At 73.2% G+C, this 26,902-nt stretch carries 30 protein-coding genes and 1 pseudogene; 15 read left to right on the forward strand and 16 right to left on the reverse strand.

The features are described 5' to 3' along the window. Window positions 1-5 precede the first annotated feature (5 nt). From ACFYYN_RS25365 to ACFYYN_RS25375, 3 genes are all read right to left on the reverse strand, one after another. Complete coding sequence (locus tag ACFYYN_RS25365; protein WP_499514919.1) at window positions 6-686, reverse strand: GntR family transcriptional regulator; 681 nt, start codon at window positions 684-686, stop codon at window positions 6-8. Between the two features lie 118 nt (window positions 687-804). Further along, a complete protein-coding gene (locus tag ACFYYN_RS25370; RefSeq protein ID WP_500547618.1) occupies window positions 805-1,764 on the reverse strand; it encodes a rhomboid family intramembrane serine protease in 960 nt (319 codons plus the stop codon). A gap of 53 nt (window positions 1,765-1,817) precedes the next feature. Next, a complete protein-coding gene (locus tag ACFYYN_RS25375; RefSeq protein ID WP_500547619.1) occupies window positions 1,818-2,462 on the reverse strand; it encodes a hypothetical protein in 645 nt (214 codons plus the stop codon). Window positions 2,463-2,551: 89 nt separating this feature from the next. On the opposite strand from ACFYYN_RS25375, the gene ACFYYN_RS25380 reads away from it, so the two are divergent. The 5 genes and pseudogenes from ACFYYN_RS25380 (at window position 2,552) to ACFYYN_RS25400 (ending at window position 6,087) form a co-directional block, all read left to right on the forward strand. Further along, complete coding sequence (locus tag ACFYYN_RS25380; RefSeq protein WP_500547620.1) at window positions 2,552-3,433, forward strand: hypothetical protein; 882 nt, start codon at window positions 2,552-2,554, stop codon at window positions 3,431-3,433. A 131-nt stretch (window positions 3,434-3,564) separates the two neighbouring features. Then, window positions 3,565-3,662 (forward strand): annotated as a pseudogene (locus ACFYYN_RS25385) (2Fe-2S iron-sulfur cluster-binding protein); the annotation flags it as partial. Between the two features lie 5 nt (window positions 3,663-3,667). Then, window positions 3,668-4,519 (forward strand): formate dehydrogenase accessory sulfurtransferase FdhD, encoded by an 852-nt coding sequence (fdhD, locus tag ACFYYN_RS25390; RefSeq protein WP_500547621.1) that lies wholly within the window; start codon window positions 3,668-3,670, stop codon window positions 4,517-4,519. Window positions 4,520-4,645: 126 nt separating this feature from the next. Further along, on the forward strand, window positions 4,646-5,236 hold the full coding sequence (locus ACFYYN_RS25395) for a TetR/AcrR family transcriptional regulator (RefSeq protein ID WP_499514913.1): 591 nt from the start codon (window positions 4,646-4,648) through the stop codon (window positions 5,234-5,236). A gap of 2 nt (window positions 5,237-5,238) precedes the next feature. Beyond that, window positions 5,239-6,087, forward strand: coding sequence for a thioesterase family protein (locus ACFYYN_RS25400; protein WP_500547622.1), 849 nt, complete (start codon window positions 5,239-5,241; stop codon window positions 6,085-6,087). 61 nt (window positions 6,088-6,148) lie between these two features. On the opposite strand, the gene ACFYYN_RS25405 is transcribed toward ACFYYN_RS25400, so the two are convergent. From ACFYYN_RS25405 to ACFYYN_RS25425, 5 genes are all read right to left on the reverse strand, one after another. Then, on the reverse strand, window positions 6,149-6,511 hold the full coding sequence (locus ACFYYN_RS25405; RefSeq protein WP_500321490.1) for a UBP-type zinc finger domain-containing protein: 363 nt from the start codon (window positions 6,509-6,511) through the stop codon (window positions 6,149-6,151). Window positions 6,512-6,633: 122 nt separating this feature from the next. After that, window positions 6,634-7,386 carry a hypothetical protein gene (locus ACFYYN_RS25410; protein ID WP_500547623.1) on the reverse strand — a complete coding sequence of 251 codons (753 nt, stop codon included), beginning with the start codon at window positions 7,384-7,386 and terminating at the stop codon, window positions 6,634-6,636. A 114-nt stretch (window positions 7,387-7,500) separates the two neighbouring features. Beyond that, window positions 7,501-8,499 carry a nucleotidyl transferase AbiEii/AbiGii toxin family protein gene (locus tag ACFYYN_RS25415; protein WP_500547624.1) on the reverse strand — a complete coding sequence of 333 codons (999 nt, stop codon included), beginning with the start codon at window positions 8,497-8,499 and terminating at the stop codon, window positions 7,501-7,503. Continuing rightward, window positions 8,496-9,155, reverse strand: coding sequence for a hypothetical protein (locus tag ACFYYN_RS25420; RefSeq protein WP_500547625.1), 660 nt, complete (start codon window positions 9,153-9,155; stop codon window positions 8,496-8,498). The genes ACFYYN_RS25415 and ACFYYN_RS25420 overlap by 4 nt, the downstream gene beginning before the upstream one ends. Continuing rightward, entirely contained in the window at window positions 9,149-9,601 is a 453-nt protein-coding gene (locus ACFYYN_RS25425) for a MarR family winged helix-turn-helix transcriptional regulator (protein ID WP_500321494.1), read from the reverse strand. The genes ACFYYN_RS25420 and ACFYYN_RS25425 overlap by 7 nt, the downstream gene beginning before the upstream one ends. 90 nt (window positions 9,602-9,691) lie before the next feature. Between ACFYYN_RS25425 and ACFYYN_RS25430 the strand changes: the two genes are divergently transcribed. Beyond that, complete coding sequence (locus tag ACFYYN_RS25430; protein ID WP_500547626.1) at window positions 9,692-10,066, forward strand: cupin domain-containing protein; 375 nt, start codon at window positions 9,692-9,694, stop codon at window positions 10,064-10,066. Window positions 10,067-10,095: 29 nt separating this feature from the next. On the opposite strand, the gene ACFYYN_RS25435 is transcribed toward ACFYYN_RS25430, so the two are convergent. Next, window positions 10,096-10,689, reverse strand: a complete 594-nt coding sequence (locus ACFYYN_RS25435; protein WP_499514905.1) for a histidine phosphatase family protein — start codon at window positions 10,687-10,689, stop codon at window positions 10,096-10,098. Then, complete coding sequence (locus ACFYYN_RS25440) at window positions 10,689-10,811, reverse strand: hypothetical protein (RefSeq protein WP_500547627.1); 123 nt, start codon at window positions 10,809-10,811, stop codon at window positions 10,689-10,691. The genes ACFYYN_RS25435 and ACFYYN_RS25440 overlap by 1 nt, the downstream gene beginning before the upstream one ends. Window positions 10,812-10,927: 116 nt before the next feature. Here ACFYYN_RS25440 and ACFYYN_RS25445 point away from each other — a divergent pair, with 116 nt between their 5' ends. Continuing rightward, entirely contained in the window at window positions 10,928-11,782 is an 855-nt protein-coding gene (locus ACFYYN_RS25445) for an MBL fold metallo-hydrolase (protein WP_500547628.1), read from the forward strand. Between the two features lie 30 nt (window positions 11,783-11,812). Then, the gene (locus ACFYYN_RS25450) at window positions 11,813-12,184 is read left to right on the forward strand and encodes a DoxX family protein (protein ID WP_500547629.1); all 372 of its coding nucleotides are present in this window, start codon (window positions 11,813-11,815) and stop codon (window positions 12,182-12,184) included. 28 nt (window positions 12,185-12,212) lie between these two features. On the opposite strand, the gene ACFYYN_RS25455 is transcribed toward ACFYYN_RS25450, so the two are convergent. Continuing rightward, window positions 12,213-13,250: a bile acid:sodium symporter family protein gene (locus ACFYYN_RS25455; protein WP_500547630.1), complete on the reverse strand. Its 1,038-nt coding sequence runs from the start codon at window positions 13,248-13,250 to the stop codon at window positions 12,213-12,215. Window positions 13,251-13,373: 123 nt separating this feature from the next. Between ACFYYN_RS25455 and ACFYYN_RS25460 the strand changes: the two genes are divergently transcribed. Beyond that, window positions 13,374-14,228: a LysR substrate-binding domain-containing protein gene (locus tag ACFYYN_RS25460; RefSeq protein ID WP_500547631.1), complete on the forward strand. Its 855-nt coding sequence runs from the start codon at window positions 13,374-13,376 to the stop codon at window positions 14,226-14,228. Here the strand turns inward: ACFYYN_RS25460 and ACFYYN_RS25465 are convergent. Continuing rightward, a complete protein-coding gene (locus ACFYYN_RS25465; RefSeq protein ID WP_500547632.1) occupies window positions 14,206-15,180 on the reverse strand; it encodes an Lrp/AsnC family transcriptional regulator in 975 nt (324 codons plus the stop codon). The genes ACFYYN_RS25460 and ACFYYN_RS25465 overlap by 23 nt on opposite strands. A 123-nt stretch (window positions 15,181-15,303) precedes the next feature. Between ACFYYN_RS25465 and ACFYYN_RS25470 the strand changes: the two genes are divergently transcribed. From ACFYYN_RS25470 to ACFYYN_RS25480, 3 genes are all read left to right on the forward strand, one after another. Next, window positions 15,304-16,830, forward strand: coding sequence for an MFS transporter (locus ACFYYN_RS25470; RefSeq protein WP_500547633.1), 1,527 nt, complete (start codon window positions 15,304-15,306; stop codon window positions 16,828-16,830). 214 nt (window positions 16,831-17,044) lie between these two features. After that, window positions 17,045-18,877, forward strand: a complete 1,833-nt coding sequence (locus ACFYYN_RS25475; RefSeq protein WP_500547634.1) for an AMP-dependent synthetase/ligase — start codon at window positions 17,045-17,047, stop codon at window positions 18,875-18,877. 109 nt (window positions 18,878-18,986) lie between these two features. Continuing rightward, window positions 18,987-19,814, forward strand: coding sequence for an aldo/keto reductase (locus ACFYYN_RS25480; RefSeq protein WP_500547635.1), 828 nt, complete (start codon window positions 18,987-18,989; stop codon window positions 19,812-19,814). A gap of 59 nt (window positions 19,815-19,873) precedes the next feature. Here the strand turns inward: ACFYYN_RS25480 and sph are convergent, their stop codons facing one another. After that, the gene (sph, locus tag ACFYYN_RS25485) at window positions 19,874-20,863 is read right to left on the reverse strand and encodes a sphingomyelin phosphodiesterase (protein WP_500547636.1); all 990 of its coding nucleotides are present in this window, start codon (window positions 20,861-20,863) and stop codon (window positions 19,874-19,876) included. 100 nt (window positions 20,864-20,963) lie between these two features. On the opposite strand from sph, the gene ACFYYN_RS25490 reads away from it, so the two are divergent. Together ACFYYN_RS25490 and ACFYYN_RS25495 are read left to right on the forward strand one after the other, a co-directional pair. After that, window positions 20,964-21,716 (forward strand): class I SAM-dependent methyltransferase, encoded by a 753-nt coding sequence (locus tag ACFYYN_RS25490; RefSeq protein ID WP_500547637.1) that lies wholly within the window; start codon window positions 20,964-20,966, stop codon window positions 21,714-21,716. A gap of 59 nt (window positions 21,717-21,775) precedes the next feature. Next, window positions 21,776-22,603: a helix-turn-helix domain-containing protein gene (locus tag ACFYYN_RS25495; protein ID WP_500547638.1), complete on the forward strand. Its 828-nt coding sequence runs from the start codon at window positions 21,776-21,778 to the stop codon at window positions 22,601-22,603. Here ACFYYN_RS25495 and ACFYYN_RS25500 read toward each other — a convergent pair. Then, the gene (locus ACFYYN_RS25500; RefSeq protein ID WP_500547639.1) at window positions 22,569-22,952 is read right to left on the reverse strand and encodes a nuclear transport factor 2 family protein; all 384 of its coding nucleotides are present in this window, start codon (window positions 22,950-22,952) and stop codon (window positions 22,569-22,571) included. The genes ACFYYN_RS25495 and ACFYYN_RS25500 overlap by 35 nt on opposite strands. Window positions 22,953-23,359: 407 nt before the next feature. On the opposite strand from ACFYYN_RS25500, the gene ACFYYN_RS25505 reads away from it, so the two are divergent. After that, entirely contained in the window at window positions 23,360-24,124 is a 765-nt protein-coding gene (locus tag ACFYYN_RS25505) for an alpha/beta hydrolase family protein (RefSeq protein ID WP_499514891.1), read from the forward strand. A 190-nt stretch (window positions 24,125-24,314) separates the two neighbouring features. On the opposite strand, the gene ACFYYN_RS25510 is transcribed toward ACFYYN_RS25505, so the two are convergent. Both ACFYYN_RS25510 and ACFYYN_RS25515 read right to left on the reverse strand, forming a co-directional pair. After that, window positions 24,315-25,007, reverse strand: coding sequence for a hypothetical protein (locus tag ACFYYN_RS25510; RefSeq protein WP_499514890.1), 693 nt, complete (start codon window positions 25,005-25,007; stop codon window positions 24,315-24,317). 447 nt (window positions 25,008-25,454) lie between these two features. After that, window positions 25,455-26,756, reverse strand: coding sequence for a hypothetical protein (locus ACFYYN_RS25515; protein ID WP_499514889.1), 1,302 nt, complete (start codon window positions 26,754-26,756; stop codon window positions 25,455-25,457). Window positions 26,757-26,902 lie beyond the last annotated feature (146 nt).

Here is a 26,902-nt window from a genome sequence, read left to right on the forward strand (position 1 = left end):
CGGGGTCAGTCCTCGTGGGAGCGCTGGTGGTACGAGGTCCTGGTGTGCTCGGTGTGGGCGCGCATGACCTGCTGGGCGCGCTCCCCGTCGCGGTCGGCGATCGCCGCGATCAGCTCGCGGTGCTCGACCCACGACTGCATGCCGCGCTGTCGGGCCACCGGGGTGTAGTACCAGCGCACGCGCCGCTCGACCTGCCGGGCGAGTTCGGCGAGCACCGCGTTCCCGGCCAGTTCCATGACGCAGGCGTGGAGGGCGGCGTTCGCCGCGACGACCGCGTCGACGTCGTCGGCGGCGACGGCCGCCTCGCCCGTCTCGCACAGCCCGTCCAGCCGCTCCAGGCCCTTGGTGGTGGCGTTGGCCGCGGCGAGGCGGGCCGCCTCCGTCTCCAGCAGGGCGCGGACGACCAGGAGTTGGTCGGCCTCCTCGTCGGTGGGCTCGTGGACGAAGGCCCCCTGGGCCGGGCGCAGGTCCACCCACCCCTCGGTGTTGAGCCGTTGCAGGGCCTCGCGCACCGGTTGGCGGGAGACGCCGAGGTGGCCGGCGAGTTCGGTCTCCACCAGGTGCTGGCCGGGGGTGAGTGAGCGGGTGATGATCAGCTCGAGCAGCGCTTCGTACACCTGCTCACGCAGGGGCCCCGGACGCTGGAGCTTGGGCACGGATCCCTGCGACAGCCCGCTGGACAGCATCGAGGCCCCAACCTTTCCCGGGGATGATTGGCTTTCGTCTACAGTCTACGCGCGCAGGACCCCGGCGCGGACACCGCACCCAAGCGTGACGCGCTTCACACCGGTGGCGCGGCGCCCGCTATGCGGCGCCGGTGAGCTGGGAGGTCTTCAGGACGACCAGGGTCACCAGCACCACCAGCACCGCCGCCATCCCGGCCGCCTGCCACAAGGCGCGGTGCCTGCGGGGCGCGTGGGCCAGGACGAGGCCGACCGCACCTCCGGTGAGCAGGCCGCCGAGGTGGCCCTGCCAGGAGGTCACGGCGGCGGAGACCGCCATCCAAACCAGCAGGCCGATGAGGAGCTGACGCCCGCCGACCGGATCGTGGTGGAGGCGCTTGCTGAGGACGAAGTAGGCCGCGCCCAGGCCGAAGATCGCGCCGGAGGCACCGACGGCGCCGGTGTGCGGGGCGATCAGGTACACCAGCACGGAACCGCCGAGGGCGGAGAGCAGGTAGAGCCCGACGAAGCGGATCCGGCCCAGCTGGGCCTCGACGGCCGGGCCGAGGGTCCACAGCGAGTACATGTTGAACAGGATGTGCAGGATCCCGAAGGTGCCCTGGCCCGGCGGCTGGTGGAGGAAGGCCGAGGTGATCAGCCGGTACCACTCGCCGTGGGCGATGCCGACGGCCTCGAAGCCGGGGTACGCCGAGCCGTCGTACACGTACGCCACGCCGTCGGGGCCCAACAGCCCCTGCCCCAGGGCGTCGAAGCGCGCGACGAGGTCGGAGCGCACCAGTTCGCCGAGGTAGGCGACGACGTTCAGGGCGATCAGGATCTGCGTCACCACCGGCGTGCCCGAGGTCGCCACGCGGCCGCCGAAGACGGTGCGCGCCTGGCGGACGCTCCTGCCGCCCTCCTTCACGCACTCCGGGCAGTGGTGGCCGACCGCCGCCTCGCGCATGCAGTCGGGGCAGATGGAGCGGTCGCAGCGCGTGCAGCGCACGTACGTCTCGCGCTTGGGATGCCGGTAGCAGGTGGTGACCGGCGGCTCGGTGCCCTGATCGGTGTCCGTGGTGCTCACGAGCGCAAGGCCCCCCATGCGGCGTACGGGACGTGGAGTCGCACGTTTGTACCCAGCCCGGGCACGGTGCGTCAAACCACTCCGCTCTGCGCCTCCATGCGCAGGCCGGAGGCCCGGTCGGCGAGGACGACGGTGACCACGGTGAGGTCGGCGGCGTCGTTGCCGCCGGGACGCATGGAGATGAGGTCGGCCATGGTGACTCCCGGGCAGATGGCACCGTCCGGCAGTTCGACGACGAGCCGGAGGACGTCGTCCTGCGTCACGCGGACGGTGCCGGTCGCGGGAGGGGCCTGGCCGGCCCCGTACATCTCCTCGTCGATCCGGGCGGTGAGGCCGCGGGCGCCCGCGAGGAGGCCGCCGCCGCGCCCGGCGTGCACCTGCACCGTGACCGCGCCGACCAGCGGGGTCCGCAGCGTGAGCGGGCGCCGGTCCGGTCCCGGCGAGACGGTGAGGCGCACCTTGAAGGTCGGCCTGCCCTTCATCCGGGGCAGGTTGTCCGCGCCGTAGCTCCCGATGACCAGGTCGCGTGACACGCCGGGCTCGCCGACCTGCCGCGCGGCGCCCTTGCCGCACTCCCCCGGCCGGGAGACCGCCGCCGCCTCCCGTCGCGGGCCGTTCCCCCAGGCCAGTTGGGCCACCAGCAGGACCGCGGCGGCCAGCGGGACGCCGATGCGCCACCACGTCCCCCGGCCCACCGAGAACGGGTCCCCGGCCACCGCACACCTCCTCGCCCGGCCGCGTCCGTCCGCGTCCGTCGTACGCCGATGCTATTCCGGGGCCCCGGTCGGTCCCCTACCGTGATGCCGTGACGAGCGACGCATCCGCCGCGGGGATACCGGAGTTGGTGCTGCGAGGGGGCGGCGCGACCGCCCGTCTGCGGGCCGGCGAGGTACTGCTGGACGAGGGGACGGAGCGGCGGCGCATCCCGCCGGCCGCGATCGAGGAGGTCCGTGCCGCCGGGCGGCACGGCCGTACGGTGGAGATCGTCCTGACCGCGGCGCGAGGGCCTGCGAGGGTCCACGCGCTGACGCACCACAGCGCCGAGGCGGTCGCGGCCTTCGCCGCCGCCGTCAACTCCGTGCTCCCGCCCCGCGACGCCGACGAGCCGCGGGAGGACGGCGGCACGCTGGTCGAAGTCCTGTCGGTGCCGCCCCCCGCGAAGGACGGGGCGAAACCGGACGACGGGGCGCCGGACGGCTTCTGGACCTACGCCCCGGGGGTCGGCGCTGCCCTGGCCTACCTCGCCGTGCTGGTCTGGCTGGCCGTCACCGGGGACGGCGCGGCCGTCGCGAAGTGGGCGCTGGGCGCCGCTCCCCTGCTGGGCGCCGGGGGCTTGCTCCACGGGGCATGGGGGTCCGCGCGGGACGCACGGATCCTGCGCCGGCGCGGCATCACGGTGGTCGCCACCTTCGACCGCAGGCAGCGGCACGGCGGCCGCGAACCCGTCTACCGTTTCACCGACCTCGACGGCGTGCCCCGGGAGCACCTCGGCGAGGGCAACGACGTGGACGGCGACCCGCTGCGGGCGGAGATCACCTACGACCCGCGCAACCCCGAGCTGACGACGCGCACGTGGTCCGAGCCCGCGGGGCTGGCGGTCTTGTTCTGCGTCGCCGGGCTCTCGCTGCTCGCCGTGGGGCTGTACCTCGTCGTCGCCGCTTTCGTGGACCTGCCCTTCTCCCCGTGAACTCCCCTCGGCGGAACGGAACTCCCCTCCGCCGGAACGCCGGCCGGGACCGCCTTTACGACCCCTTGACCCCATGGAGACGAATACTGTACACAGTATTCGTCCGGGGCTGAGAACCCAGGGCCGGCGGGCTCGTCGAGGTGATCTCGCCGCACGACGGCGCGGTCACCGTGGCAACCTCTGTATCAAGGGCCGATACGGCTTCCAGCACGTACAGAACCGGGACTGATCGACATGGGACGGGTCACCGAACGGCGTCGGGTACTGAGGATCAGGGACGGAGCGGTCGACCACCGGGCGGACACCCTGGTCGCGGAGGAGCCGCTGGAGATCCGGCTCAACGGCAAGCCACTCGCGATCACCATGCGCACCCCCGGGGACGACTTCGCCCTCGCGGCCGGCTTCCTGGTCAGCGAGGGCGTGCTCGGGAGCGCGGACGAACTGGCGAACATCGTGTACTGCGCGGGCGCGACCGTCGACGGGTCCAACACCTACAACGTCGTCGACGTACGCCTCGCACCCGGCGTCCCCGTCCCCGACATCACGCTGGAGCGCAACGTCTACACGACGTCCTCCTGCGGCCTGTGCGGGAAGGCCAGCCTCGACGCCGTACGCACCACGGCCCGCTGGGCCATCGCCGACGCCTCGCCGCTGCGGCTCGAAGCCGCGCTGCTGTCCGCGCTCCCCGACCGGCTGCGCGCCGCGCAGCGGGTCTTCGACCGGACCGGCGGACTGCATGCGGCCGCGCTCTTCACGTCCGAGGGCGAACTGCTCGACGTCCGCGAGGACGTGGGCCGCCACAACGCCGTGGACAAGCTCGTGGGCCGCGCCCTCCAGCAGGGCCTGCTGCCGCTGGCCGGGAAGATCCTGATGGTCTCGGGGCGGGCCTCGTTCGAACTCGCCCAGAAGGCCGTGATGGCCGGCATCCCGGTGCTCGCCGCCGTCTCGGCCCCGTCCTCCCTCGCCGTCGACCTCGCCGCCGAGTCCGGCCTCACGCTCGTCGGCTTCCTGCGGGGCACCTCCATGAACGTGTACGCGGGCGAAGAGCGGATCGCCCTGCCCGCGCCGACGGCCGGGCGGGTCTGACCCGTCCCAGCACGCGTACACGCGTGCGGGACCGGCCGGCGAGGTGCGCCCCCTGCGCCGGCCGGTCCCGCCGTATCCGAGGACCCGAGGTAGACACTGTCCACCTCGAGGTGGACACTGTCCACCATGACCACCGCTCCCCGCGCGCGCCTGCTCGACGCCGCCCTCGCCGTCCTGGACGACGACGGCGTCGAGGGGCTGACCCTGCGGGCCATCGCTCGGCGCGCCAACGTGTCGCACGGGGCGCCGCTGAAGCACTTCCCGCACCGGGCGGCGCTGCTGTCGGCCGTGGCCACCGTGGGGTTCAGGGAACTCAACGTGCGCGCCGAGGCGGCCGTACGGGCGTGCCCCGAAGGCGCGCCGGCGGCCGCACGGCTGCGGGCCGGGGCCCGCGGCTACGTGGCGTACGCGCTGGGACGGCCGGCGATGTTCACCCTGATGTTCCGGCACGACCTGCTGGACCCCCGGGACAAGGAACTGGGCCGGGCCGGCATGTCGGCCTTCGACGACCACCTCCTCGTGCTCGTGCGCGCCGCGCAGGCGGAGGGCTGGCGGCCCGGCGCGGACACCCGGGCGCTCACCGGCGCCGTGTGGTCCGGGCTGCACGGTGTGGCGCAGCTGTGGCTGTGGGGCTCACTGGCCCTGGGCACCGGCGCCGCGTCCATCGACGAAGCGCTCGACGCGCTGTTCACCTCGTTCGACCTCAAGGAACACTGACGATGCATGAGAAGTACGGATTCGACCGCGAGACGGCCGTCACGGCACGTCCGGGCGAGCCCTCGGTCTACGACGCCGAACTCCACGAGGGGTGGCGGATCGGCATGGGCGTCAACGGCGGGCTGCTGCTCGCCCTCGCCGGCCGGGCGCTCGCCGAGGAGCTGGGCGGCGACGGGCAGGGACACCGGGATCCGTTCTCGATCAGTGCCTACTACCTGTCGACGTCGCGCCCGGGCCCGGTGACCGCCCGCACGCAGACCCTGCGCCGCGGCCGCACCGTCTCGACCGGCATGGTGTCCCTGGAGCAGGAGGGCGAGGAACGGCTGCGGGCGGTGGCGACCTACGGCGACCTGAACGGCCACGACCACGCGGGCGACGTGCGCACCTCCGCCACTCCTCCGCAGATGCCGCCGCCGGAGAAGTGCGTGGGGACCGACGTGGCGCCGCCGGAGTTCCTGAAGATATCCCCGATGCTGGAGCGCATCGAGCTGCGGCTGGACCCGGACACCGCAGGCTGGGCGGTCGGCGCCCCCTCGGGCCGCGGCATGGTGCAGGGCTGGCTGCGGATGCCCGACGGCCGCGAGCCCGACCCGCTGATGCTGCTGCTCGCCGTGGACAGCCTGCCGCCGGTCAGCTTCGACCTCGGCATCCCGGGCTGGGCGCCCACGCTGGAGCTGACCGCCCACGTCCGGGCCAGGCCCGAGCCGGGGTGGCTGCGGCTGAAGCACTCCACCCGGAACTTCGCGGACGGCTACATGGAGGAGGACGCCGAGGTCTGGGACTCGGCGGGCCGGCTCGTGGCCCAGTCCCGGCAGCTGGCGCGGGTGCGGCTGCCCGAGGGCGCCGCGTAGCGGCCGCGTGCCGCGGGCCGTGCCCTCCGGGGGCGGCCGTGCCGACCCCGGGGGTGCGCCGTCAGTGCAACTGCGCCTGCCAGTCCTCGGGGACCTTGCCCGCGGGGCCCGGGGAGGGCTGGCCCTCCGGGCGCGAGTTCGGCGGGGACAGCGCGGGACCGTCGTAGTACTGCTCGGTCTCGACGTTCCAGAACCAGTCCTCACCGGGCTCGTAGCTGGTGATGAACGGGTGGCCCTCCTCGAGCGCGTGCCGCGTGGCGTGCTGGGAGGGCGAGGAGTCGCAGCAGCCGATGTGCCCGCACTGCGCGCAGCGGCGCAGGTGGAGCCACCAGCCCGGTCCCTGACCGGCACCGCAGTCGGCGCAGCCGGCGCCGCTCGGCTCGGACGTGGGGTCGATGCCGGGGATCGTGACGTCGTCCGCCATGGTGGACCCGCCTCCTTAACCGCGATCACGTTCTCCTGGCATGCTAACCGCCCTCACGTGCCGCCACCGGCCGAAGCGGGACGGCCCCCTCGCCCCCTCGTGGGCTCCGGTCCGGGCGACACCTACCGCTTCCCGGGGCGCCTCAGGACGATGCGGGGATGCCGGACGAAGGCCCGCAGGCGCCCCGCGTAGCCGGATCGGCGCAGCCACCACGGCAGCCGGCGCAGCGGCACGTACGCGAGGATGTCGTCATGCGCCTCGGTCCCGGGCGGCAGGCCGCGCAGCAGTTCCAGGCACCGGTCGTCGACGGTGCCGTGCAGACGGGCGACGTGGGCCAGGGCCACGACGCCCTGCCGGCGCAGTTCCTCATGCGGCGCCTCCAGTGCCCGGGCGACGCGCGGCAGGATCGCGGCGGCGTCCGGGTGGTTGAGCGCCAGCCCGATGACCGCCACGCCCACCAGCGGCTCCCCGCGCGCGAAGGCCGCGTCCACCTCCTCGGGCCGGTCGGTCCCGAGCAGCACAGCGGAGTCCGCCCAGTTCATGCCCCGCCCGGCCGCCGCCCGCCCGACGAGGAACTCCCCCCGCCCGGCGGCGTCCGGTTCCCCGCGCCGTGCCCCCTCCAGGTACGCCCAGACCCGCCCGGCCTCCGGGCCCGCGTCGGCGGCGACCTTCCGCCACACCTGCGGCTCCGCCTCCATCAGGGCGGCGAACCTCCCGCCGAGCTCCCCCAGGTCGCACCGGCGCAGGAACGCCAGCCGTCGCGCGTCGGCGTCCGTGACGCGGCCGGTGGCGTAGCCGACGGCCAGTTCACCGGGTTCCAGCGCGACCGCGAAGCGGACGAACTCGGCCGGTATGGGGGCGGGGTCAGCGGTCACGAGCGCCGAGGCTAATCCGTGGGGCCGGTGCCGGCACGCCGTTTTCTTCTGCCTCCGGCGACCGCCCGGCGCGACGGACGGGGCGTGGGGCCGCGCCGGGTGCGTCCCGGCGCGTCAGTGACCGCCCGTCAGAACGCCGTCCAGGGCACGCGCCAGGCGGTCGAGCCACTCCGCGGCCGTGCCGGTGACATGGGGGTGGGCGGCGCGGAAGGTGTCCCAGTCGACGGAGTGCGGGGCGACCTCGGTGAGGCGGGGTACGGAGGCCGGGTGGCCGGGCTCGCGGCTCATCACCCGGCGCAGCAGGCGTGGGGAGAGGGCGGTGCCGGGCGCCTCGGCGAGGAGGACCGCGTCGTAGAGGTCCTTGCCCTGGGCGCGGCCCGCGGCGGCGGCGTCGGCCTGCAGCCACAGCAGCTTCCAGGCGAGGGAGAGTTCACGGCTCGCGGTGAGCACCACGGCCGGGGGCCCGCCGTCGCCGCGCGGCACGGCGGTCAGGACGGGCGGCTCGGGGAGCCGTTCGTCGCGGGCGAAGTCCAGGCGCACCTCGCCCGGGGGCAGGCCGTCCGCGTACCAGGGGACGACCAGGCGCACGCCGGGCGTGTCGTACTCCGCGTAGGTCCAACTGCCGTCGTCGCGGGCGCCCTCCGGGTCGAGGCGTACGCCGGGGGCGGCGTCGGGGTGGGTCCGGACCAGTTCCAGCAGTTCGCCGGGCGGGCCGTCGGAGCCGTCGGAGCCGTCCGGTTCCGGGTCGGCGATCCAGTGCAGGCCCTCGGGCGGGACGTATGCCCGCTGCCCGCCGGTGCCGAACTCCTCGTCGGTCCAGATCTCGGGGCGGACGGCGCCGTCGGCGGCCTCCGGCCACTGCTGCACGGTGGCCCGCTCGTCGACGTACGGGTAGGGGTGGAGCGGGTCGATCGGCACCGCCAGGGAGGGCGGGACGATCCAGTCGAGGTCGGCCGGTTCGCGGGCGGCGGCGCCGACCCAGGCGGGCAGCACCATGCTGCCGCGCAGCACGAGGTACTCGCCCAGCGGGGACCGCGCGACCAGGCCCAGCAGGTGGTCCAGGACGGCCCTCCGGGCGGCGGCCGCCGGGTCCCGCTCCGCGGGGGCGGTCACCGGGCCTGCGCCTCGTCGATCCAGCCGTCGTCGAGGGCGGGCCGGTCGTCGTGCACGACGAACTCCTCCTCGACCTCCACCGCCGTGAGGCCCGCCCGCGTGAGGTCCGCGAGGAGGCGGTCGAGCCGCTGCCGCGCCTCGGGGCGCCCGACGTCGCGGCAGCGCTGGGTGACGAAGCGTTCGTGGCCACGGTCGCCGAGGTCACGGCGCGCGTTGCGGGAGACGTGGGCGGCGTGCCGCCCGGCGATCGCCCGGACCTCGTCCAGGCGGACGGGGTCGGTGATGACGAGCTTGACGTGGTGCTCGAAGTAGCAGCCGGGCGGCAGGGCACGGGCCTGCCCGCGGGTGCGCGGGACGCCGGTGTTCCAGGGCGCGGCCTCGATCTTCACGCGCGCGACGCCGATCCCTTCGGCGCGCAGCCGTCCGGTCCACCGGGCCGCGGCGGCGCGCTGCGCGGGCAGGGCGCCGCGGCCGCGCACCGTCAGCATGGGCTGGTCGGGGGTGGCGCCCCGGTCGAGCACGATGCGGGTGTACTTGAGGCCGTTGCGCTCCGCCCAGTGGCGTATCCGCTCCTCGTCCCCGGGCCGCGGCGCCGGCACCGTGAAGTGGGTCTCGAAGTCGCCGGTGAAGTCCGTCGCCGGGGTCCCGGCTACCACGCCGGCCGGACCGGGCCGCCGGGGGCGAGCCGCCCCAGGTCCGCGGACAGGGCGCGCAGCCGGTCCTCGCCGAGCACGTCGGCCCAGGGGCGTACGGCGTCGGCGGCGGCCTGGTCGGCGGCGCGGGTGCAGGCCCGGCCGCGGTCGGTGAGGACGACGAGCCGGGCCCGGGCGTCGTCCGGGTGGGGGCGGCGTTCGGCGTAGCCCTTGGCCTCGAGTTCGTCGACGAGTTGCCCGGCCGCCTGGCGGGTCACCCCGAGGTGCGCGGCGAGTTCGGTGACGGTCGCGCCGCCGGCCGCCATCCGGGCGAAGGCGAAGCCGTGGGCGGGGCGCAGGTCGTCGAAGCCGCGGGCGACGACGCCGTCGTGGATGGCTGCGGTGAGGGCGCCGGCGGCGGCGAGCAGGTTGACGCCCAGGGCCATGGCCAGGGCCTCTTCGTCCTTCATGCGGCCACCTTGACACAGTGCGCAAGCAGCTTGAGCATATGGGCAAGCAACTTGCTCAAGTTGCTTGCCCATCGGGGAACAGGAGCCCGTATGCCCGTCGTCCGTTCCGCCGACGCCGTCGTCCACGACCTGCACGGCGTCCGCTTCGTCTCGTACGCCCGCACCGCCACCGGCAGCACCGAACTGTGCGCGTGGCGCGGTGAGGTACCGGCCGGGACCGCCGGTACCTCGCACACCATCAGCCGCGAGGAGGTCTTCCTCGTCCTGTCCGGCAGCCCGCGCCTGACCATCGACGGCGAGGCGTACGACCTGTCCCCCGGCGACGTCGCCACGGCGCCCGCCGGTTCCCGCCTGGCCCTGGAGAACCCGGGCGAGGGCCCCGCCTCCGTCTGGGTGACCACCGGCGTCGGTCTGGAGGCGGTGCTCGCCGACGGGTCGCGGATCAGCCCGCCCTGGGCCCGCTGAACCCGCCGGGCGCCCCGCGGGTCAGCGCGTCACTGCAGGTGGGCGGTGTCGTTCCAGAGGGTGATCGCGGGGTCGCCGTACTCCCAGCCGAGGACCGACAGCGAGGCCGGGGCCAGGCTGAGCACCATGCCGCGCATCGGGTCGAGCCGCAGCCAGCGGGCCGCCAGAGTGCGCAGGAAGTGGCCGTGGGCGAAGACCACCGCGTCGCTGTCCTCCTCCTTGGCCCAGGCCACCACCTCGTCCGCGCGGTTGGCGACCTGCCACGAGGTCTCGCCGCCGACGACACCGTCGCGCCAGATCACCCAGCCGGGACGTTCCTCCCGGATCTCCGGCGACGTACGGCCCTCGTACTCGCCGTAGTCCCACTCCCGCAGCGCGTCCCAGGTCCGCGCCCGGTCGCCGAACCCGGCGAGTTCGCAGGTGTCGCGGGCCCGCTGGAGGGGGCTGGTGCGGACCCGGGCGCCGGGGAAGTCGTGCCAGGGGGCGCGGGCCAGGCGCTTGCCCAGCAGGCGCGCGGCCTCCCGGCCCTCCTCGGTGAGCGGGATGTCGGTCCTGCCGGTGTGCTGGCCGCTCTTGGACCACTCGGTCTGGCCGTGCCGCACGAGCACGAGGCGCGGAGCCATCAGGGGGCCACCTCCTTGTCGACGGCCTCGGTGTGGCCGCCGGCCGCGCACCCGGCCTCGCGGTCCGGGGCGAGGACGCCGATAGGCTGGATGAACATCGCCACTGTTGCCTGTGAGGTCACGTGGACAGTGTCCCTCCCGACCGGTGGGACGCACAAAACGGTGCCCGCGCCGCCCGGCGGGGCCCACCCGCGGGCCGGTCCGGCCGGCGCCACGACTCCCGGCAGGAGAAGAGGTCATGAACGCATCCGCCCCTCCGGCACCGGAGCCGCTCGACGTGCGCTGGATCCACGGGTCGGCATCGGCCAAGCACAACACCGATCCCGACATCCAGGTGTTCGAGTACGACGAACGCACCTTCGTCCTGCGGCAGAACAAGGCGGTCCACTACGAGGCGCCGTTCCTCTTCCTGCTCTTCGGGGACGACCGCGCGGTGCTCCTGGACACCGGGGCCACGCCGGAGGAGGAGTTCTTCCCGCTGCGGGAGGTCGTGGACGAGCTGTTCGAACTGCGGCCGCCCGCCCTGCAGCGTCCCGGCTACGAACTGCTCGTGCTGCACACCCACGCCCACGGCGACCACGTCGCCGGCGACGCGCAGTTCGCAGGCCGCCCGGACACGGTCGTGGTGCCGGCGGACCGCGACGGCGCCTGGGACTTCCTCGGCTTCACCCAGGACCCCGACCGCGTGGCGCGCCTGGACCTCGGGGGGCGGGTCCTGGAGTGCCTCGCCACGCCCGGCCACCACGCCTCGGCCGTCACCTACTACGACCCGGCGACCGGTTTCCTGCTCACCGGCGACACGGTCTACCCGGGCCGGCTGTACGTCGAGGACTGGGCCGCCTTCCGGCGCACCCTCGACCGGCTGGTCGCCTTCGCCGGGGAGCGCCCGGTCACCCATGTGCTGGGCTGCCACATCGAGATGACCAGCGAGCCGGGCGTGGACTACCCCGTCCGCACCACCCACCAGCCCGACGAGCCGCCGCTGGAGATGACCGTCGACCAGCTCCGCGAGGTCCGGCGGGCCGTCGAGGAGATCGGCGACCGGCCGGGACGCCACGCCTACCCGGACTTCGTCATCTGCCGCGGGGACTGAGGGTTTTCGAACGTACGGCAGACTGTCCGGGTGTTCGCACTCGCCGTCGTGTCGACCGTCCTCCTGCTGCTGGAAGTCGTCCCCTCCGCGCTCGCCCAGCTGATCCGTGCGCGGCCCGGCCTGGAACGGCTCGACGAGCTGACCCGGCTGGGTGTCCTGGAGGGGCGGCACCTGTGGGTGGTCACCCTGCTCGGCACGCTGCACACGCTCGGCGCCGTCGCGGTCCTGGTGGGGCTGTGGCACCCTCCCGTCGGCGTCGCCGGAGCCGCGCTGGCGGCGGGGATCTTCGCCTGGGTGCTGCTGTGCCAGCTGCGCTCCGGTGACCGGGGGCGTGCCCTGGCCGCGTACGCGCTGTTCCTGGCGATGGCGGTGGCGGTCCTCGTGGTCGACGCCCTGCGCTGAGCGGGCACGCCGCCTCGGCGGGCCGGGCTCACCTCCGGCCGGCCACGACCTCCCGCGGCCGTGCGGTGGCGGCCGGGACGGCGGCGGGCGCGGCCGCCTCCGCCTGCCGGGCCCACCGCTTGGCGAGGACCGCGCACACCATCAGCTGCATCTGGTGGAAGAGCATCAGCGGCAGCACCATCAGCCCGGCCTGGGGCCCGAACAGCACGGAGGCCATGGGCAGTCCGGCCGCCAGGCTCTTCTTCGACCCGGCGAAGACGATGGTCACCCGGTCCGCGCGGGGGAAGCCGAGCCTGCGCGAGCCGTACGAGGTGACGCCGAGCATCGCGGCCAGCAGCAGGGCCTCGGCCAGCAGCAGCCCGAGCAGGCGCAGGGGCGTGACCTGGTGCCAGATGCCGCGCACCACGCCCTCGCTGAACGCGGCGTAGACGACCAGCAGGATCGACCCCCGGTCGACCAGGCCGAGCACCTTCTTGTGACGGGTGACGAAGCCGCCGATCCAGCGGCGCAGCAGCTGACCCGCCACGAAGGGCACCAGCAGTTGCAGCACGATGCCGAGCACCGCGTCCGCCTTGAAGCCCCCGCCGCTCCCCCCGAGCAGCAGCGCGGCCAGCAGCGGGGTGAGCACGAGCCCGGCGAGGCTGGAGAAGGAGCCGGCGCAGATGGCGGCGGCCACGTTGCCGCGGGCGACGGAGGTGAAGGCGATCGAGGACTGGATGGTCGAGGGCACCAGGCACAGGAAGAGCAGGCCGGTGTGGAGCTCGGGCGTCAGCAGGTACGGAACGAGTCCGCCGGAGGCCAGGCCGAGCAGCGGGAAGACGACGAAGGTGGCGGCCAGGACGGTGCCGTGCAGGCGCCAGTGGCGCAGTCCGTCCATCGCCTCACGGGTGGACAGGCGCACGCCGTAGAGGAAGAAGAGCAGCCCCACCGCTCCGGTGGACGCCCCGCCCGCTAGGTGGGCGCCGGCGCCTCTGGCGGGCAGCAGCGCCGCGAGGAGCACGGTGCCGAGGAGCGCCGCGATGTACGGGTCCACGGGGAGCCAGGACGGGTAACGCAGGCGGCGCATGGGCTTCCTCATCGGTGCTGGACGGGGCCCTCTCCAGAGTGCCCGGTGACCGGGAGATCGTAAATGACTTTGACCGCACTCACTGTCATCACGTATCGCGATGAGCGGCGGTAGGCTGGCAGCGTGTTCGATCCGGTGCAGCTGCGGACCTTCGTCGCCGTCGTCCAGACGCTGAGCTTCACGCAGGCCGGCCGCAGGCTCGGCCTGCGCCAGTCGACGGTGAGCCAGCACGTGCGCAAGCTGGAGGAGGCCGCCGGCCGGCGGTTCTTCACCCGCGACACGCACAGCGTGGAACTGACCGAGGACGGCGAGGCCATGCTCGGCTTCGCCCGGACGATCCTGGAGGCCAACGAACGCGCCGCGGGCTGGTTCGCCGGCACCCGCCTGCGCGGCCGGCTGCGCCTGGGCGCCTCGGAGGACTTCGTCCTGACCCGGCTGCCCGAGATCCTGGAGCGCTTCCGGCGCGACCACCCGGAGGTGGACCTGGAGCTGACGGTGGAGCTGTCGGCCACCTTGCACCGGCAGCTGGCCGCCGGCCGGCTGGACGTGATGCTGGGCAAGCGCGCGGCCGGGGACAGCCACGGTCAACTGGTGTGGAGCGACCGGCTGGTGTGGATCGCCGGCGAGCGGTACCGCCCCGAGGCCCAGCGGCCCGTCCCGCTGATCCTCTACCCGGCCCCCGCGATCACCCGGGCGCGGGCGCTGGAGGTCATGGAGCGGCACGGCCGTGCGTGGCGCATCGCGTGCACCAGCGGCTCGCTGAGCGGTCTGGTCGCCGCGGCGCGGGCGGGGCTCGGGGTGATGGCGCACGCCGAGGGGCTGATCCCGCCCGGTCTGGTGCGGGTCCCGGCCCGCGCGGGGCTGCCGGAGCTCGGCGGCGTCGACTTCGTGCTGCTGCACGGCCGTCGGCGGCCCGCGGCGCTGGAGGCAGCGGACGCGCTCGCGGCGGCGATCCTCAGCGGATCCCTTCGGTCGTGATCTGCTTGACCAGGCGCAGCGACGGCACGGTCTCCACGTGCCGGACCCCGTCCAGGGCCCCGACGCACTCGCTCAGGTAGCGGTAGAGCTGCGGCGTGCTGCTGCAGATGACCACGGCGACGAGGTTGGACGATCCGGTGGTCGCCGCGACGTAGGCGGTCTCGGGGTGCGCGGCCAGCGCCTGCCCGACGGCGGACAGGGCTGAGGGGGCGGCCGTGATCCAGAGGATGGCGCGGGTGTCGTGGCCGATCCACGCCGTGTCGAGCTGCACGTCGGTGTAGAGCACGCCCGAGCCGCGCAGCTGCTCCAGCCGCCGCTTGGCCGCCGACTCCGACAGCCCGGTGGCGCGGTGCAGTTCGGGGTAGGAGGCGCGGCCGTCCCTGGCCAGGACGGCCAGCAGGGCCTCGTCGGTGGCGTCGAGGACGACCGTGCCGGACGGCGGCTCGGGCGGGGGCGGCTGCAGCGCGGCGACCTCCGCGTCGGAGAGCGCGCCGCGCTTGGCGAACCAGCCCAGGGCGCCGCCGTAGAAGGTGTGCAGGATGCTGTGGGCGCCGATCTCGACGATGCTCGGGGTGCGCGGCAGACGCCCGAGGAGCAGCGCGTCGTGCTCGTCGTGACTGCGCGGGCGCGTCACGCACATCACCTCCGTGCCGCCCGACATCAGCGAGATCCAGGCGGTGTCGTCGCGCCGGGCCAGGGCCTTGGCCAGGGACTCGGCGGCCTCGGGGGTGCTGCGCAGCCGCAGCGCCCAGCGGGTGCGTCCGAGCAGTTCCTGCTCGGGGAGCCCGAGCACGCGCATCCCGAAGTCGCCGCGGAGCCTGCGGTAGCGGCGGGCCACGGTCTGGTCGGAGACGCCGAGGACGTCGGCGATCCGGCTGAAGGGGGCGCGCCCGTCGAGCTGCAGGGCGTGCAGCAGCCGCATGTCCAGCTCGTCGAGCGTGTGGGAATCCATCGCTCTTCTCTTTCATGGTGTCGGATTCCAGCGGGATGGCGTCTGTGGCTGGAGGAAGCCCGGGTGTTCTCGCGATGGTACGGAGGACCCATCACGGAACGGAAGAACGGAACGGAGAAGGACATGCGCAAGTGGGGACCGCTGGTGGCGGTCTGCCTGGGCACCTTCATGCTGCTCATCGACGTGACGATCGTGATCGTCGCGCTGCCCGACATCGCGGACGCCCTGGACGCCTCGCTGTCCGACCTCCAGTGGATGATCGACATCTACGCGCTGGCACTGGCCGCCCTGCTGCTGGGAGCCGGCTCCGCGGCCGACGTGATCGGGCGGCGCCGGATGTACGTCGCGGGGACGGCCCTGTTCGCGGCGGCCTCCCTCGCGTGCGGACTCGCGCCCGGAGCGGGGGTCCTGGTGGCGATGCGAGCGGTGCAGGGAGTCGGCGCGACGGCGATGTTCGCCACGACGCTCTCCCTGCTCGGCGCGGCCTACCAGGGCCGCGACCGCTCGGTGGCGCTGGGCGTGTGGGGCGCGGTCAGCGGCGCGGCGGCGGCACTCGGGCCGGTGCTGGGCGGCCTGCTGACCCAGGCGCTGGACTGGCGCTGGATCTTCTACGTCAACCTGCCGGTGAGCGTCGTGGCGATCGCCCTGACGCTGCGAGTGGTGAAGGAGTCCCGGGGGCAGGGCGGGGCCCGCATCGACTGGCCGGGCACGGCGTCCTTCACCGCCTTCGCCGGGCTGCTCACCTTCGCCGTGATCCGGGCGGACGAGGCCGGCTGGGCCTCGGCCCGTACGGCGTGGACGCTCGGCGGCGCGGTGGCGGCGCTGGTGGTGTTCGTGGTGGTCGAACGGCGCGCCGCGCAGCCGATGCTGGACCTGGCGCTGTTCCGCAACCCCTCCTTCACCGCGATCATGGTCGGCGCGCTGGCGCTCAGTGCGACGGCCTTCGGCTTCCTGCCGTACACCTCGCTGTGGCTGCAGACGCTGCTCGGCCTGAGCCCCGTCCGCGGCGGCCTGGTGCTGATACCCCTGGCGCTGGCGGCGTTCGTGGCCTCGGCGGTGGGCGGCCGGTTCCTGCACGGGGCGCCGTACCGGCTGGTGATCGGCGGCGGGATGGTGCTCATCGGGGCCGGCGCGCTGGCCCAGGCGGTGCTGGACGCCGGTTCCGGCTGGGCCGCGCTGACCGCGGGCCTGGTGGTGGCGGGCCTCGGCGTCGGGCTGGTCAATCCGGCGATCGCGGGCGCCGCGCTGGCCTCCGTGCCGCCGCGGCGGGCCGGCATGGCGGGCGGGGCGGTCAACACCTTCCGGCAGCTGGGGTACGCGCTCGGCGTCGCCGTGTTCGGCACCCTGCTCACCACGCGGATGGAGCACTCGCTGAGCGACGCCGGGGCCCCCGCCCCGCACGCGACGGCCCGCGCGCTCGCGGGCGGCGGAGCGCGGGAGCTGCTGGCCCGGGTCCCCTCCGGCCGGCGCGCGGCGGCCGACCACGCGCTGCACGCCGCCTTCACCTCGGGCCTGGACGCGGCGGCCCTGGCGGCCGGCGTCGCCGGCCTGCTGGCGGGTGCGGTCGTGCTCGTCCTGGTACGGGAGCGGCCGGGTGTGCCGACGCCGGCCGCGGCGCCCGAGCCTGTGGGGGCTGTAGAGCGGCCGTGATCCCCGCGGGGGGATTTGGTGGAGAGTCCGGGCGGGCCTCGGTCCGCCCGGAAACCGTCCTCCGGCGCCATGTTCCTTGCGGTAACCGGGAATCGGCTCGTCGCGAAGGTGTGAGGGAGCCCACGCGGGCCTTCACAGCCGATTGTCAGGTCCCTCCCCTCCGCACGTGGTATCGGGTACGTTCTGTGACCGCCGAGGCGGTCGAGGAGCGACGTTGCGCGAGTTCACCATTCCCCCACTGGTGACGGCACCCCACGTCGGAGGTCTGGCGGACGCCGTGTTCGCCAATGCCGACGAGGAGCCGGACCGGATCGTGCTGAGCCGCCGCACCGGAGCGGACGGCACGGACTGGGAGCACGTCACGGCCGCCCGCTTCCGCGACGAGGTCCTGGCGGTGGCCAGGGGCCTGCTGGCCCAGGGCATCCGCTTCGGCGACCGGGTCGGCCTGATGTCCCGCACCCGCTACGAGTGGACCGTGCTGGACTTCGCACTGTGGGCGATCGGCGCCCAGCCCGTCCCGATCTACCCCACCTCGTCCTCGGACCAGGTCCGCTGGATGCTGCACGACTCCGAGGCGGTCGCCTGCGTCGTCGAGCACGAGGACCACGCGATGACGATCGGCGCGGTCATCGACGAACTCCCCCACTTGACCCGGCTGTGGCAGCTGGACTCCGACGCGCTGTCCGAACTGGCCCGGCACGGCCTGTCCGTCGACGACGACCTGGTCCACCAGTACCGCGAGGCGGTCACCCCCGAGGCCACCGCGACGATCATCTACACCTCGGGCACCACCGGCCGCCCCAAGGGATGCGTGATCACCCACGGCAACTTCATGGCCGAGAGCGACAACGTCGTCGCCCGGTACGAGCCCGTCTTCCACAGCAAGCGCGGCGACGAGGCGTCCACCCTGCTCTTCCTGCCGCTCGCCCACGTCTTCGGGCGCATGGTGGAGGTCGCGGCCGTCCGCGCGAAGGTCCGGCTGGGGCACCAGCCCAACCTGGCCGCGGCCGAGCTGCTGCCCGCGATGGCCTCGTTCCAGCCGACCTTCGTGCTCGCCGTCCCGTACGTCTTCGAGAAGGTCTTCCAGGGCGCCCGCCGCAAGGCCGAGGCAGGGGGCAAGCTCGGGCCCTTCGAGAAGGCGGTGGAAGTGGCGGTGCGGCACGCCGAGGCGACGGAGGCCCGGGCCTTCGGCACCGGGCCCGGCCCCAGCACCTCGCTGCGGATGCAGCACCAGCTGTACGAGAAGCTGGTCTACGGCAAGGTGCGCGCCGCCCTCGGCGGCAAGGTCCGGCACGCCTTCTCCGGCGGCTCGGCGATGGACCGGCAGCTGGGGCTCTTCTTCGACGGTGCGGGCGTGCGGATCTTCGAGGGGTACGGCCTCACCGAGACCACGGCCGCCGCGGTCGCCAACCCGCCCGAGCAGACACGTTTCGGCACCGTGGGCCTACCCATCCCGGGCACCACGGTGCACATCGCGGACGACGGCGAGATCTGGGTGTACGGCGGCCAGGTCTTCAGCGAGTACCTCAACAACCCCAAGGCCACCGCGGAGGTCCTGCACGACGGCTGGCTCGCCACCGGCGACCTCGGCGCGCTCGACGAGGACGGCTACCTCACGATCACCGGGCGGAAGAAGGAGATCCTGGTGACCAGCGGCGGCAAGTCCGTCTCGCCGGTGGTCCTGGAGGACCGCGTGCGGTCCCACCCGCTGGTCTCGCAGTGCGTCGTGGTCGGCAACGACCGGCCCTTCATCGGGGCGCTGATCACCCTCGATCCCGAGGGCGTCGGGCACTGGCTGACGATGCGGGCCAAGCCGCAGCTGCCGATCGCCAAGCTGATCCACGACGCCGACCTGGAGACGGAGATCCGGCGCGCGGTCGTCGCCGCCAACACGCTCGTCTCCCAGGCCGAGTCGATCCGCACCTTCCGCATCCTGGCCGGGCAGTTCTCCGAGGAGGGCGGGCTGCTCACGCCCTCGCTCAAGCTGAAGAGAAGGGCGATAGAGAAGGCGTACACCCGCGAGATCGACGCCCTCTACCACGCCTGAGGCGGGCGCCGGGGGCGCCGGGGGCGCCGGGGAATGCCGCCGCCGCGGAGATCGTTGGAATGTGGATCAACGTTGAGTCTTCCTCCGACGACGTAAGGACGACCTGCTCGTGAGCACGGTTCCCGACATCACACTGAACAACGGCGTCACCATGCCCCAGCTCGGTTTCGGCGTCTGGCAGGTCCCGGACGACGAAGCCGCCACCGCGGTCGCCACGGCCCTGGAGGCCGGCTACCGCAGCATCGACACCGCCGCGCTCTACCGCAACGAACGCGGCACCGGCCGCGCCATCGCCGCCTCGGCCATCCCGCGCGAGGAACTGTTCGTCACCACCAAGCTGTGGAACACCGACCAGGGCCACGACAACGCCCTGCGCGCCTTCGACGCCTCCCTGGACAAGCTCGGCCTGGACTACGTGGACCTCTACCTGATCCACTGGCCCACCCCCGCCCGCGGCCTGTACGGGGAGACCTGGCGCGCCCTGGAGAAGATCCACGCCGACGGCCGCGCGAGGGCGATCGGCGTGTCGAACTTCCCGGTCGCCCAGCTGCAGCACCTGCTCGACGAGGGCGGCGTCGTACCCGCCCTCAACCAGATCGAGCTGCACCCCAACCTCCCCCAGGGCGGCCTGCGGGCCTTCCACGCGGGCCACGGCATCGCCACCGAGGCCTGGTCGCCGCTCGGCCAGGGCCGCGGCCTCCTCGACGAGCCGGCGCTCGCCGCCCTCGCCGCCAAGCACGGCAGGACCCCGGCCCAGGTCGTCCTGCGCTGGCACCTCCAGCTCGGCAACGTCGTGATCCCCAAGTCCGTGACCCCGTCGCGGATCCGGGAGAACATCGACGTCTTCGGCTTCGAGCTCGACGGCGAGGACCTGGCCGCGATCGACGCCCTCGACAACGGCGGGCGCCTCGGCCCGGACCCGACGTCGTTCAACTGACGCACGCACGCGCCACGGGGCGGCGGCGGGCCGTGCGGGCCTGCCGCCGCCCCGCGCGGTCAGACGTCGCCGGCGACGACCGGGTAGTGGTCCGAGTAGTCGTCGAACGTGTAGGTGGTGCCCCAGCTGGTGACCGACCACAGGGGAGAGTGCTCGTCGACCACGCGGTTGTTCCAGCGGGCGGGGCGGGCGTGGCCGTTGCGCAGGAGCGCGTGGTCCAGACGCTGCGCGGGGTCGTCGGGGTAGCGGTCGTACGCGACGGAGTTGGTGGCGGGGTCGAAGCTGGCGGCCGGACCGGGGTCGGCGTCGGGCGCCGCGACGTCCAGGTCGGCGAGCATGCCGGCGTACCCGGCTCCGCCGGCGTCGGTGTTGAGGTCGCCCGCGATGACGACCGGCTCGGCGGCGGGGATCGCCCGGGCGTCGAGGAAGGCGTCGATCTCCCGGTTCTGGGCGGAGCGCACGCCCGCGGCCTCGCCGCTGCCGCAGGCGGAGTCGTCGGCCTGGGTGTGCGTGCCGACGACGTGGACCCGGGTGCCGTTCACGTCGAGGACGACGTACACGAAGCCCTTGTTGGAGAACCAGTCCGCGCCGCACGCGTCGCCGTAGACGTGCTGGACCTTCTCCAGGATCGGCCACCTGCTGAGGATCGTCACACCGCCGTCCTCGGGCGTGAGGGAGCTGTACGCACCCTCGGTGCGGTCCCAGCCGCTCTTGGACCGGCCCAGCACCGGGGTCTGGTAGGGGTAGCGGCTCCTGAGGTTCGCCTGCAGCCGGTCGGAGGCCCCGTTGTCGAACGCCTCCTGGAAGACCAGGACGTCGGCGCCCTGGACGTAACCGGAGGCGGCGATGAGGTCGGCGCGCTGCAGCTGGCCCCAGTTGGGGTAGGGGGTGCGCGGCAGCATCATCACGTTGCTGGTGACCAGCCGCAGTGGGGGCGCGGCGGCGGCGGCCGTGGGGGCCGCGGCCGCGGTTCCGGTGCCGGCGGCACCGGCGGACGAGGCGATGAGCAGGACGAAGGCGCAAGCGGCGGCGGCTCTGCCGTGTCTCACGGGCTCTCCTGGAGTCGGGTGGAGCTCGGTCGCGGAAACAGCGTGAGACTAGGGGCAGTTGGTTACCGCTGGGTAGATGGCGGGCGGCTAGCCTACGGACGTGCTGGACTACGAGGAGCAGGCCGCGATCTACGACGCCACCCGCGGCGGCGTCCCCCGGGCCGAGGCCGCGGCCGCCGCCGTGCTCGGGCTGATACCGCGGACGGCCCGGACGGTGCTCGACATCGGCTGCGGCACCGGGCTGGTCACGGCCCGCTACACCGGCCGCCCCGGGCTGCGCGTGCTCGGGGCCGACGCCGCCCTGGCCATGGCCCGGCTCGCCGCCCGCCGGGTGGGGCCGGGGATCGTCCAGGCCGACGTACGCCGGCTGCCGTTCGCGACCGCCTCGCTGGACGCGGTGACGGCCGTATGGCTGCTCCATCTGCTGCCGGACGCGCCCACGGTGGTCGCCGAATGCGCACGGGTGCTGCGCCCCGGCGGGGTGCTCGTCACCACCGTCGACAAGGACGCCGGGCACGACGTGGGCAGCGACGTCGACGCCCTCCTCGCGCCGTTCCGCACGCGGGTGGCGTACGACGCGGAGGAAGGGGTGGTGCGGCAGGCCGCCGCGCACGGCCTGCGCCCGGCGGGCGGGGCCCGCTTCCCCGGCCACGGCCAGGGCCGCACCCCGCGCGACCTGGCCGCCCGCATCGCGGCGGGCGACTTCGCCTCCGCCCTCACCCTGCGCGACGGCGACACGCAGGCCCTCGCCGGCCGCCTGGCCGCGCTGCCCGGGCAGGACACCGCCCGCCCCGACCCGCTCTACCGGCTGCTCGCCCTCGTCAAGGACTCCCCTGCAGCGGCGGCCCGTTGAGCGGTCCGGTCAGCCGGCCGGGCGCGGCTGCGGCCCCGCACCTGGGTTACGGTCGGGGGATGACGACGACCACGGCGGGGGTGGGGACGCTACTGCGCGGCTGGCGCGAGCGGCGCCGGATCAGCCAGCTGGAACTCGCCCTGCGCGCGGACAGCTCGGCCCGGCACATCAGCTTCGTCGAGACCGGCCGCTCCCGCCCCAGCCAGGCCATGGTCCTGCGGCTCGCCGAGCACCTCGACGTACCCGTCAGGGAACGCAACGCCCTGCTCATCGCCGCCGGTTACGCCCCCGCGTACCCGGAGACCCCCTTGCGCGACCCCGCGATGCACCCGCTGCGCGAGAGCCTCGACCGTCTCCTGGCTGCCTACGACCCCTTCCCGGCCCTGGTCCTGGACGGCATGTACGACGTCGTCGCCGCCAACCAGGGCGTGGGCGCCCTGCTCGAGGGCGTCGCCCCGCACCTGCTGCAGCCGCCGCTCAACGCCATGCGCGTCACCCTCCACCCCGAGGGCATGGCCCCGCGCATCCGCAACCTCCACCAGTGGCGCGGGCACCTCCTGGAGCGGATCGAGCGTCAGATCACGATGAGCGGCCACGAGCCGCTGCGCGCCCTGTACGAGGAACTCACGGCCTACCCCGTCCCGCCCGGCCACGCCGAGGACCCTTCCACCTCCGGCGACACCGAGGCCTTCCCCTTCGCCCTGCCGATGCGGATCGAGCACGGCGGCCGGGTGCTGTCCTTCATCTCCACGGCCACCACCTTCAACACCCCCATGGACGTCACGGTCTCCGAGCTGGCGATCGAGACCTTCCTCCCCGCCGACCCGGAGACCGCCGCCGCCCTTCGGTCCCTCACGCCGCCGGCAGCCGGTCCAGGAAGCCGCTGACCGAGCGGATCCGGCCGTCCTCCGCGAGCGTGATCACGTCGGACCCGGCGATCGGCGCCGTCCCGGGCTCCGCCCCCGCGGGCCCCAGCTCCCAGGCGAAGCGCGCCACGTCGTGGTGCCCGTCGACCTCCCCCACGGCCGTGAACACGAACCCGGGGAACCGCTCCCCCACCCCGGCGATCAACGCCCCGATCCCCTCATGCCCCGCCACCTGCGCCAGCGGGTCCGTGTACGTACCGTCCTCCACCCACGCGGCAGCCACCGCCTTCGCCCGCGCCTCCGCGTCCGCGGCGCTGTTCCACGCCTCGAAGTAACGGGCGACGGCGGCCTCGTACCGGCTCTGCGACATCACGGTCCTCCTCATCCGGGCTGTGTGGCCCGGCCGGACGGGGTGGAGTGCGCCACCCCGTCCGCCCGGTACGACCACCCTGCCGGGGCGGCGACGAGGGGTCGATTACGTCCGAGGTAATGGCGGATCCCGCCTCATCCCGGGAAGCAGCGCACATCGGGAACCAGAACCAGAAGGGGGCCCACCGGGGTCGCCCCGTCCCGGGCTTGATCAAGCGTCGGCAAAAATCCCGGGCAGGCCGATGATCGACCTGTTAGCTTCAGTTGCCCGTGACGTTGCCCGAGGAGGTGGGACCCATGAACGCGGTATCTCTGTGGGTGCTCCCCCTTGCCGTCACGGTCTGGCGATTGACATAGGTGTCGCCGGGAGCGCCTCGACAACAAGGCACTCCCGAAAGGCACACACCCATGCACTCTCTGCAGTTCACCGCCGAGTCGTCGATGAACGGCGTGGTCGAGCGCGACTTCACCGTGGACGGGGTCCCCGGTGTTCTCTGGTCACCGGCTGCCGGCGCCGAGCTCGCGCCCTTGGTCCTGATGGGGCACGGCGGCGGCAACCACAAGAAGCACCCTGCGATGTCCGGCCGGGCGCAGCGCCTGGTGACCGGCTGCGGCTTCCACGTCGCCGTCCTTGACGCGCCCGGTCACGGCGACCGGCCGCGCACGGCGCACGACGAAGCGGAGATCGCCGAGCTGTTCCGGGCGAGGGCGGCCGGCGAGCCGGAAGGCCCCATCGTCGTCCGCTACAACGAGTACCTGGCTGCTCTCGCCGTGCCCGAGTACCGGGCGCTCCTGGACGCCCTCCAGGAGCTTCCGGAGATCGGCACCAACGGGCCGGTCGGCTACTGGGGCATCAACATGGGCACCGCGATCGGCGTGCCGTTCGTGGCAGCCGAACCCCGGATCACGGCTGCGGTCTTCGGGCAGCACTGGCCCGACGTCCTGGCCGAGAGGGCGCAGCAGATCACCATTCCGGTCGAGTTCGATCTGCAGTGGGACGACGAGCACATCTCCCGCGAGGAGGGTCTCGCGTTGTTCGACGCCTTCGCCTCGAAGGAGAAGTCATTGCACGTGAACTCGGGCAAGCACAAGGAGCTGCCCCGCTTCGAGGCTGACAGCGCGGTCCGCTTCTTCGCCCGGCACCTCGGCGAAGCGGTCACCGCGTCGGCCTGACGTGCGCGGTCGCGGCCCCCGGCTTGCCGGCCGGGCGCCGCAACCGCGGCCCCGGGTCGAGCGGGTCGCGGGCCGGTCATACGGCTGCCGGCGCAGGCTCTGCGTGGGGCCGGTGTGGGACCTCAAATTTCACCGTCGGCCTCGTCCGCTTCCGTGGGTCGCCGTCAGATGGCGAGCGCATCGGCCGTGGTCATCCGAGCTTCTCCAGCTGAGCGTTGATGATGCTCTCGGGGATAACCGGAGGCTGGCTCAGATCAAGGGACGCAAAGGCGGCGACGGTGGAGCCCTTGCGGACCACGAGAACGGTCATGGGGATCGTGGGGCCCCCGCCCGCCTCGGCGACGACTTGGATCGTGTCGAAGGCGATGGCGTCGTCGCCGTAATCGCCGGCGGACCGGCCGCGGGTACCGGAATATCCCAGCCCGGTGCCGAGTTGGGATGCGGACGGGAGCATCGAAGCGGTCGCGCAGAGGGGGAGCGCGGCGCGCAATTCGGCCATGGCCTTGAGGGCGTCGGAGCGGGTGTAGGACGTCAGACCGACGCTCGCGTGATGCTCGGGCTCGTCGGGATCGGACACGACGTCCCCTTCCACCTTGGCCGAAAAGTCGTGGAGACTGCCCAAATCGGCAGCTGCGTAGACCGGTCGGCAGGCGGAGGGTGTGACGGCGCGGTACGTCGCGAGCATGTCGTGGTCGACCGGGGCCCCCTTCCCCGTGACGGTCTTGGCTGTGTAGCCCGGGACCTCGTGTGTACTCAGTGCCAGGCGGTCGAGGTCTTGCTGGCTGAGCGTCTTCTCAGCTTCGGCTGCTGTCTTCCTGCGACCTGCGGTGTCGCCTTCTCCGCCTCCGCCGCACGCGGCGGTTAGCGTCAGGGCGGCGGTCACACTCGCACCAACGATGGTTCGTATTCCGATACTGCGAACGCCCATGCCCGGTCGTACCCCCATGCCCCGTCTCGGGGCATCCACATTCGATGACATTCCTGATCCCGTAATTCGTGCCGAAGCACCGGCCGACGGCGTCACCGAGTGGCCAGACCACCAGTGCCTGCCGCGCCTCGGCCGCTTTCCCCAGGCGCCGCCAAAAGAGGGGGCAACAAGGAAGACCTCACGTAGGACGGGAGAAACCCACACTAAGGCAGTCCCCGTCGACGCTGGAACAGCATTTCTGGGGCCGCTGTGGGACGGCACCGCAGCCTTGGATGAAGCGGCCAGTCCGAACCCGATGGGCCGCGCGATCTGTAAAGCTGACCGTGAAACCGAATCCCGTGCTCACCGCTGTGGGTCAGGCCCGGCGCGCCAGCGCCGGGCCTGACCCAGGGATCGCCGTGGTCAGCTGACGATCTCGACCCTGATGCTGGCGGTTCCTGAGACGTGGTCGGCGTCTCCTCCATAGCTGACGGTGTATGTGCGCGCGCCCGAACGGGTCTGACGATCGGCGAATTTGAACGTGCCGTCGGCCGCCACACGAACGGTGGCGAGCGGCTCGCCATCCCGTGAGACCGTGACCCGGGTGTGGGTCGGGAGCGGCACCAGGGAGCTCAGCGCTCCGTGGACGGTCAGACGTTTCCCGATCGGGCTTGTCGCAGGCGCCTGCAGGGCAATGTCGCTGGAAGCCTTGTGGACATCGGTGACGACGTCGAGGATCACCTCGCCCGAGTACGGGAAGCGCGTGGCGAACAGGCGGTTGCCGTCCGGGGCCCAGGCCACTCCACGCGCCAGCAGGTCCCAGGTCGGCCAGGAGAGCACGATCTTGCGGAACGCGGTGGTCGAGCCAGGCTGGTAAAGGTAGATGTCCCAGGCGCCGCTGACCACGGTGCCCGCAGCGACCATGCCGTTCGAGGCGATGGCCACCGAGTTGGGATAGGGACCGGTGTCGTACCTGCCGATCTCGGTCAAGTCGGAGATTCGCCATTGCTGGTGGAAGTAGTTGCTTCCATTCGGGGTGACGACCGTCTCCCCGTCCGGGGTGATGGCTAGGTCCTCGACCCTGCCGATGGCGTCCGTGTAAGCGACCTCCTGGGCGGAGCCGGAACTCACGTCGTACGTACGCATCCCCGGCTCGCCCGCGCTGTCTGCGGCAACGAGCCGGTCAGGGCGGGCCGGCGAAGAAGCGAGACGCGGCTTGCCCCACCACACGGCGTTGCGGCCCAAGTCGACCACCGGATCGGCGTCGGCAATGCCGATCGAACCGATGCCAGCTTCGAAGTCGTTCGCCTGGTACGAGAACCAGAGCTTCCCGCCTGCAACGGCGAGGCTTTCCGGCTCCGTGTCGGCGCCGGTGGACAACCGGCGGGTCTCGGTCAGGGTCGTGGTGTCAATGGCGGCGATGGCGTCGGCGTCCGGCAGGGCTACGTACAGGGTGGACTCATCGCCTGACAGGGTCATACCGCGGGCGCCGTCGAGCCCTTCGACCGTCTTGAGCACGTGGCCGTCGTGGTCGGTGGCCACCACTGCATCATCGGCCGGTGCGCTGATGTACACGTGGTGGCTGTCGGCGAGGGTCTGCCAGTGCGACCTGACCGGCAGGACGATGCTGTCCGCGGCCTGGGCTGGGCTGGGGCTGGCAAACAGGGTCAGCGATGCGGCGAATGTGGCAAGCGCCGTTGCCCCGGCCAGTCTGCGTACGCGCAAGTGCGTGAATCCCTTCACAAATCGGCCGACCACGCGGCGTGATTGGCTGGCCAAGCCTAAGGGTTGACACTGACCGGGGGCGCGCTGCGGAGTGCGGCCCAGCCGCTTGATGTTGCGGTTGGACCGAAGAGCCGGCCGGGGTATGC

Source organism: Streptomyces sp. NPDC001902 (assembly GCF_042891295.1).
Taxonomy (GTDB): domain Bacteria; phylum Actinomycetota; class Actinomycetes; order Streptomycetales; family Streptomycetaceae; genus Actinacidiphila.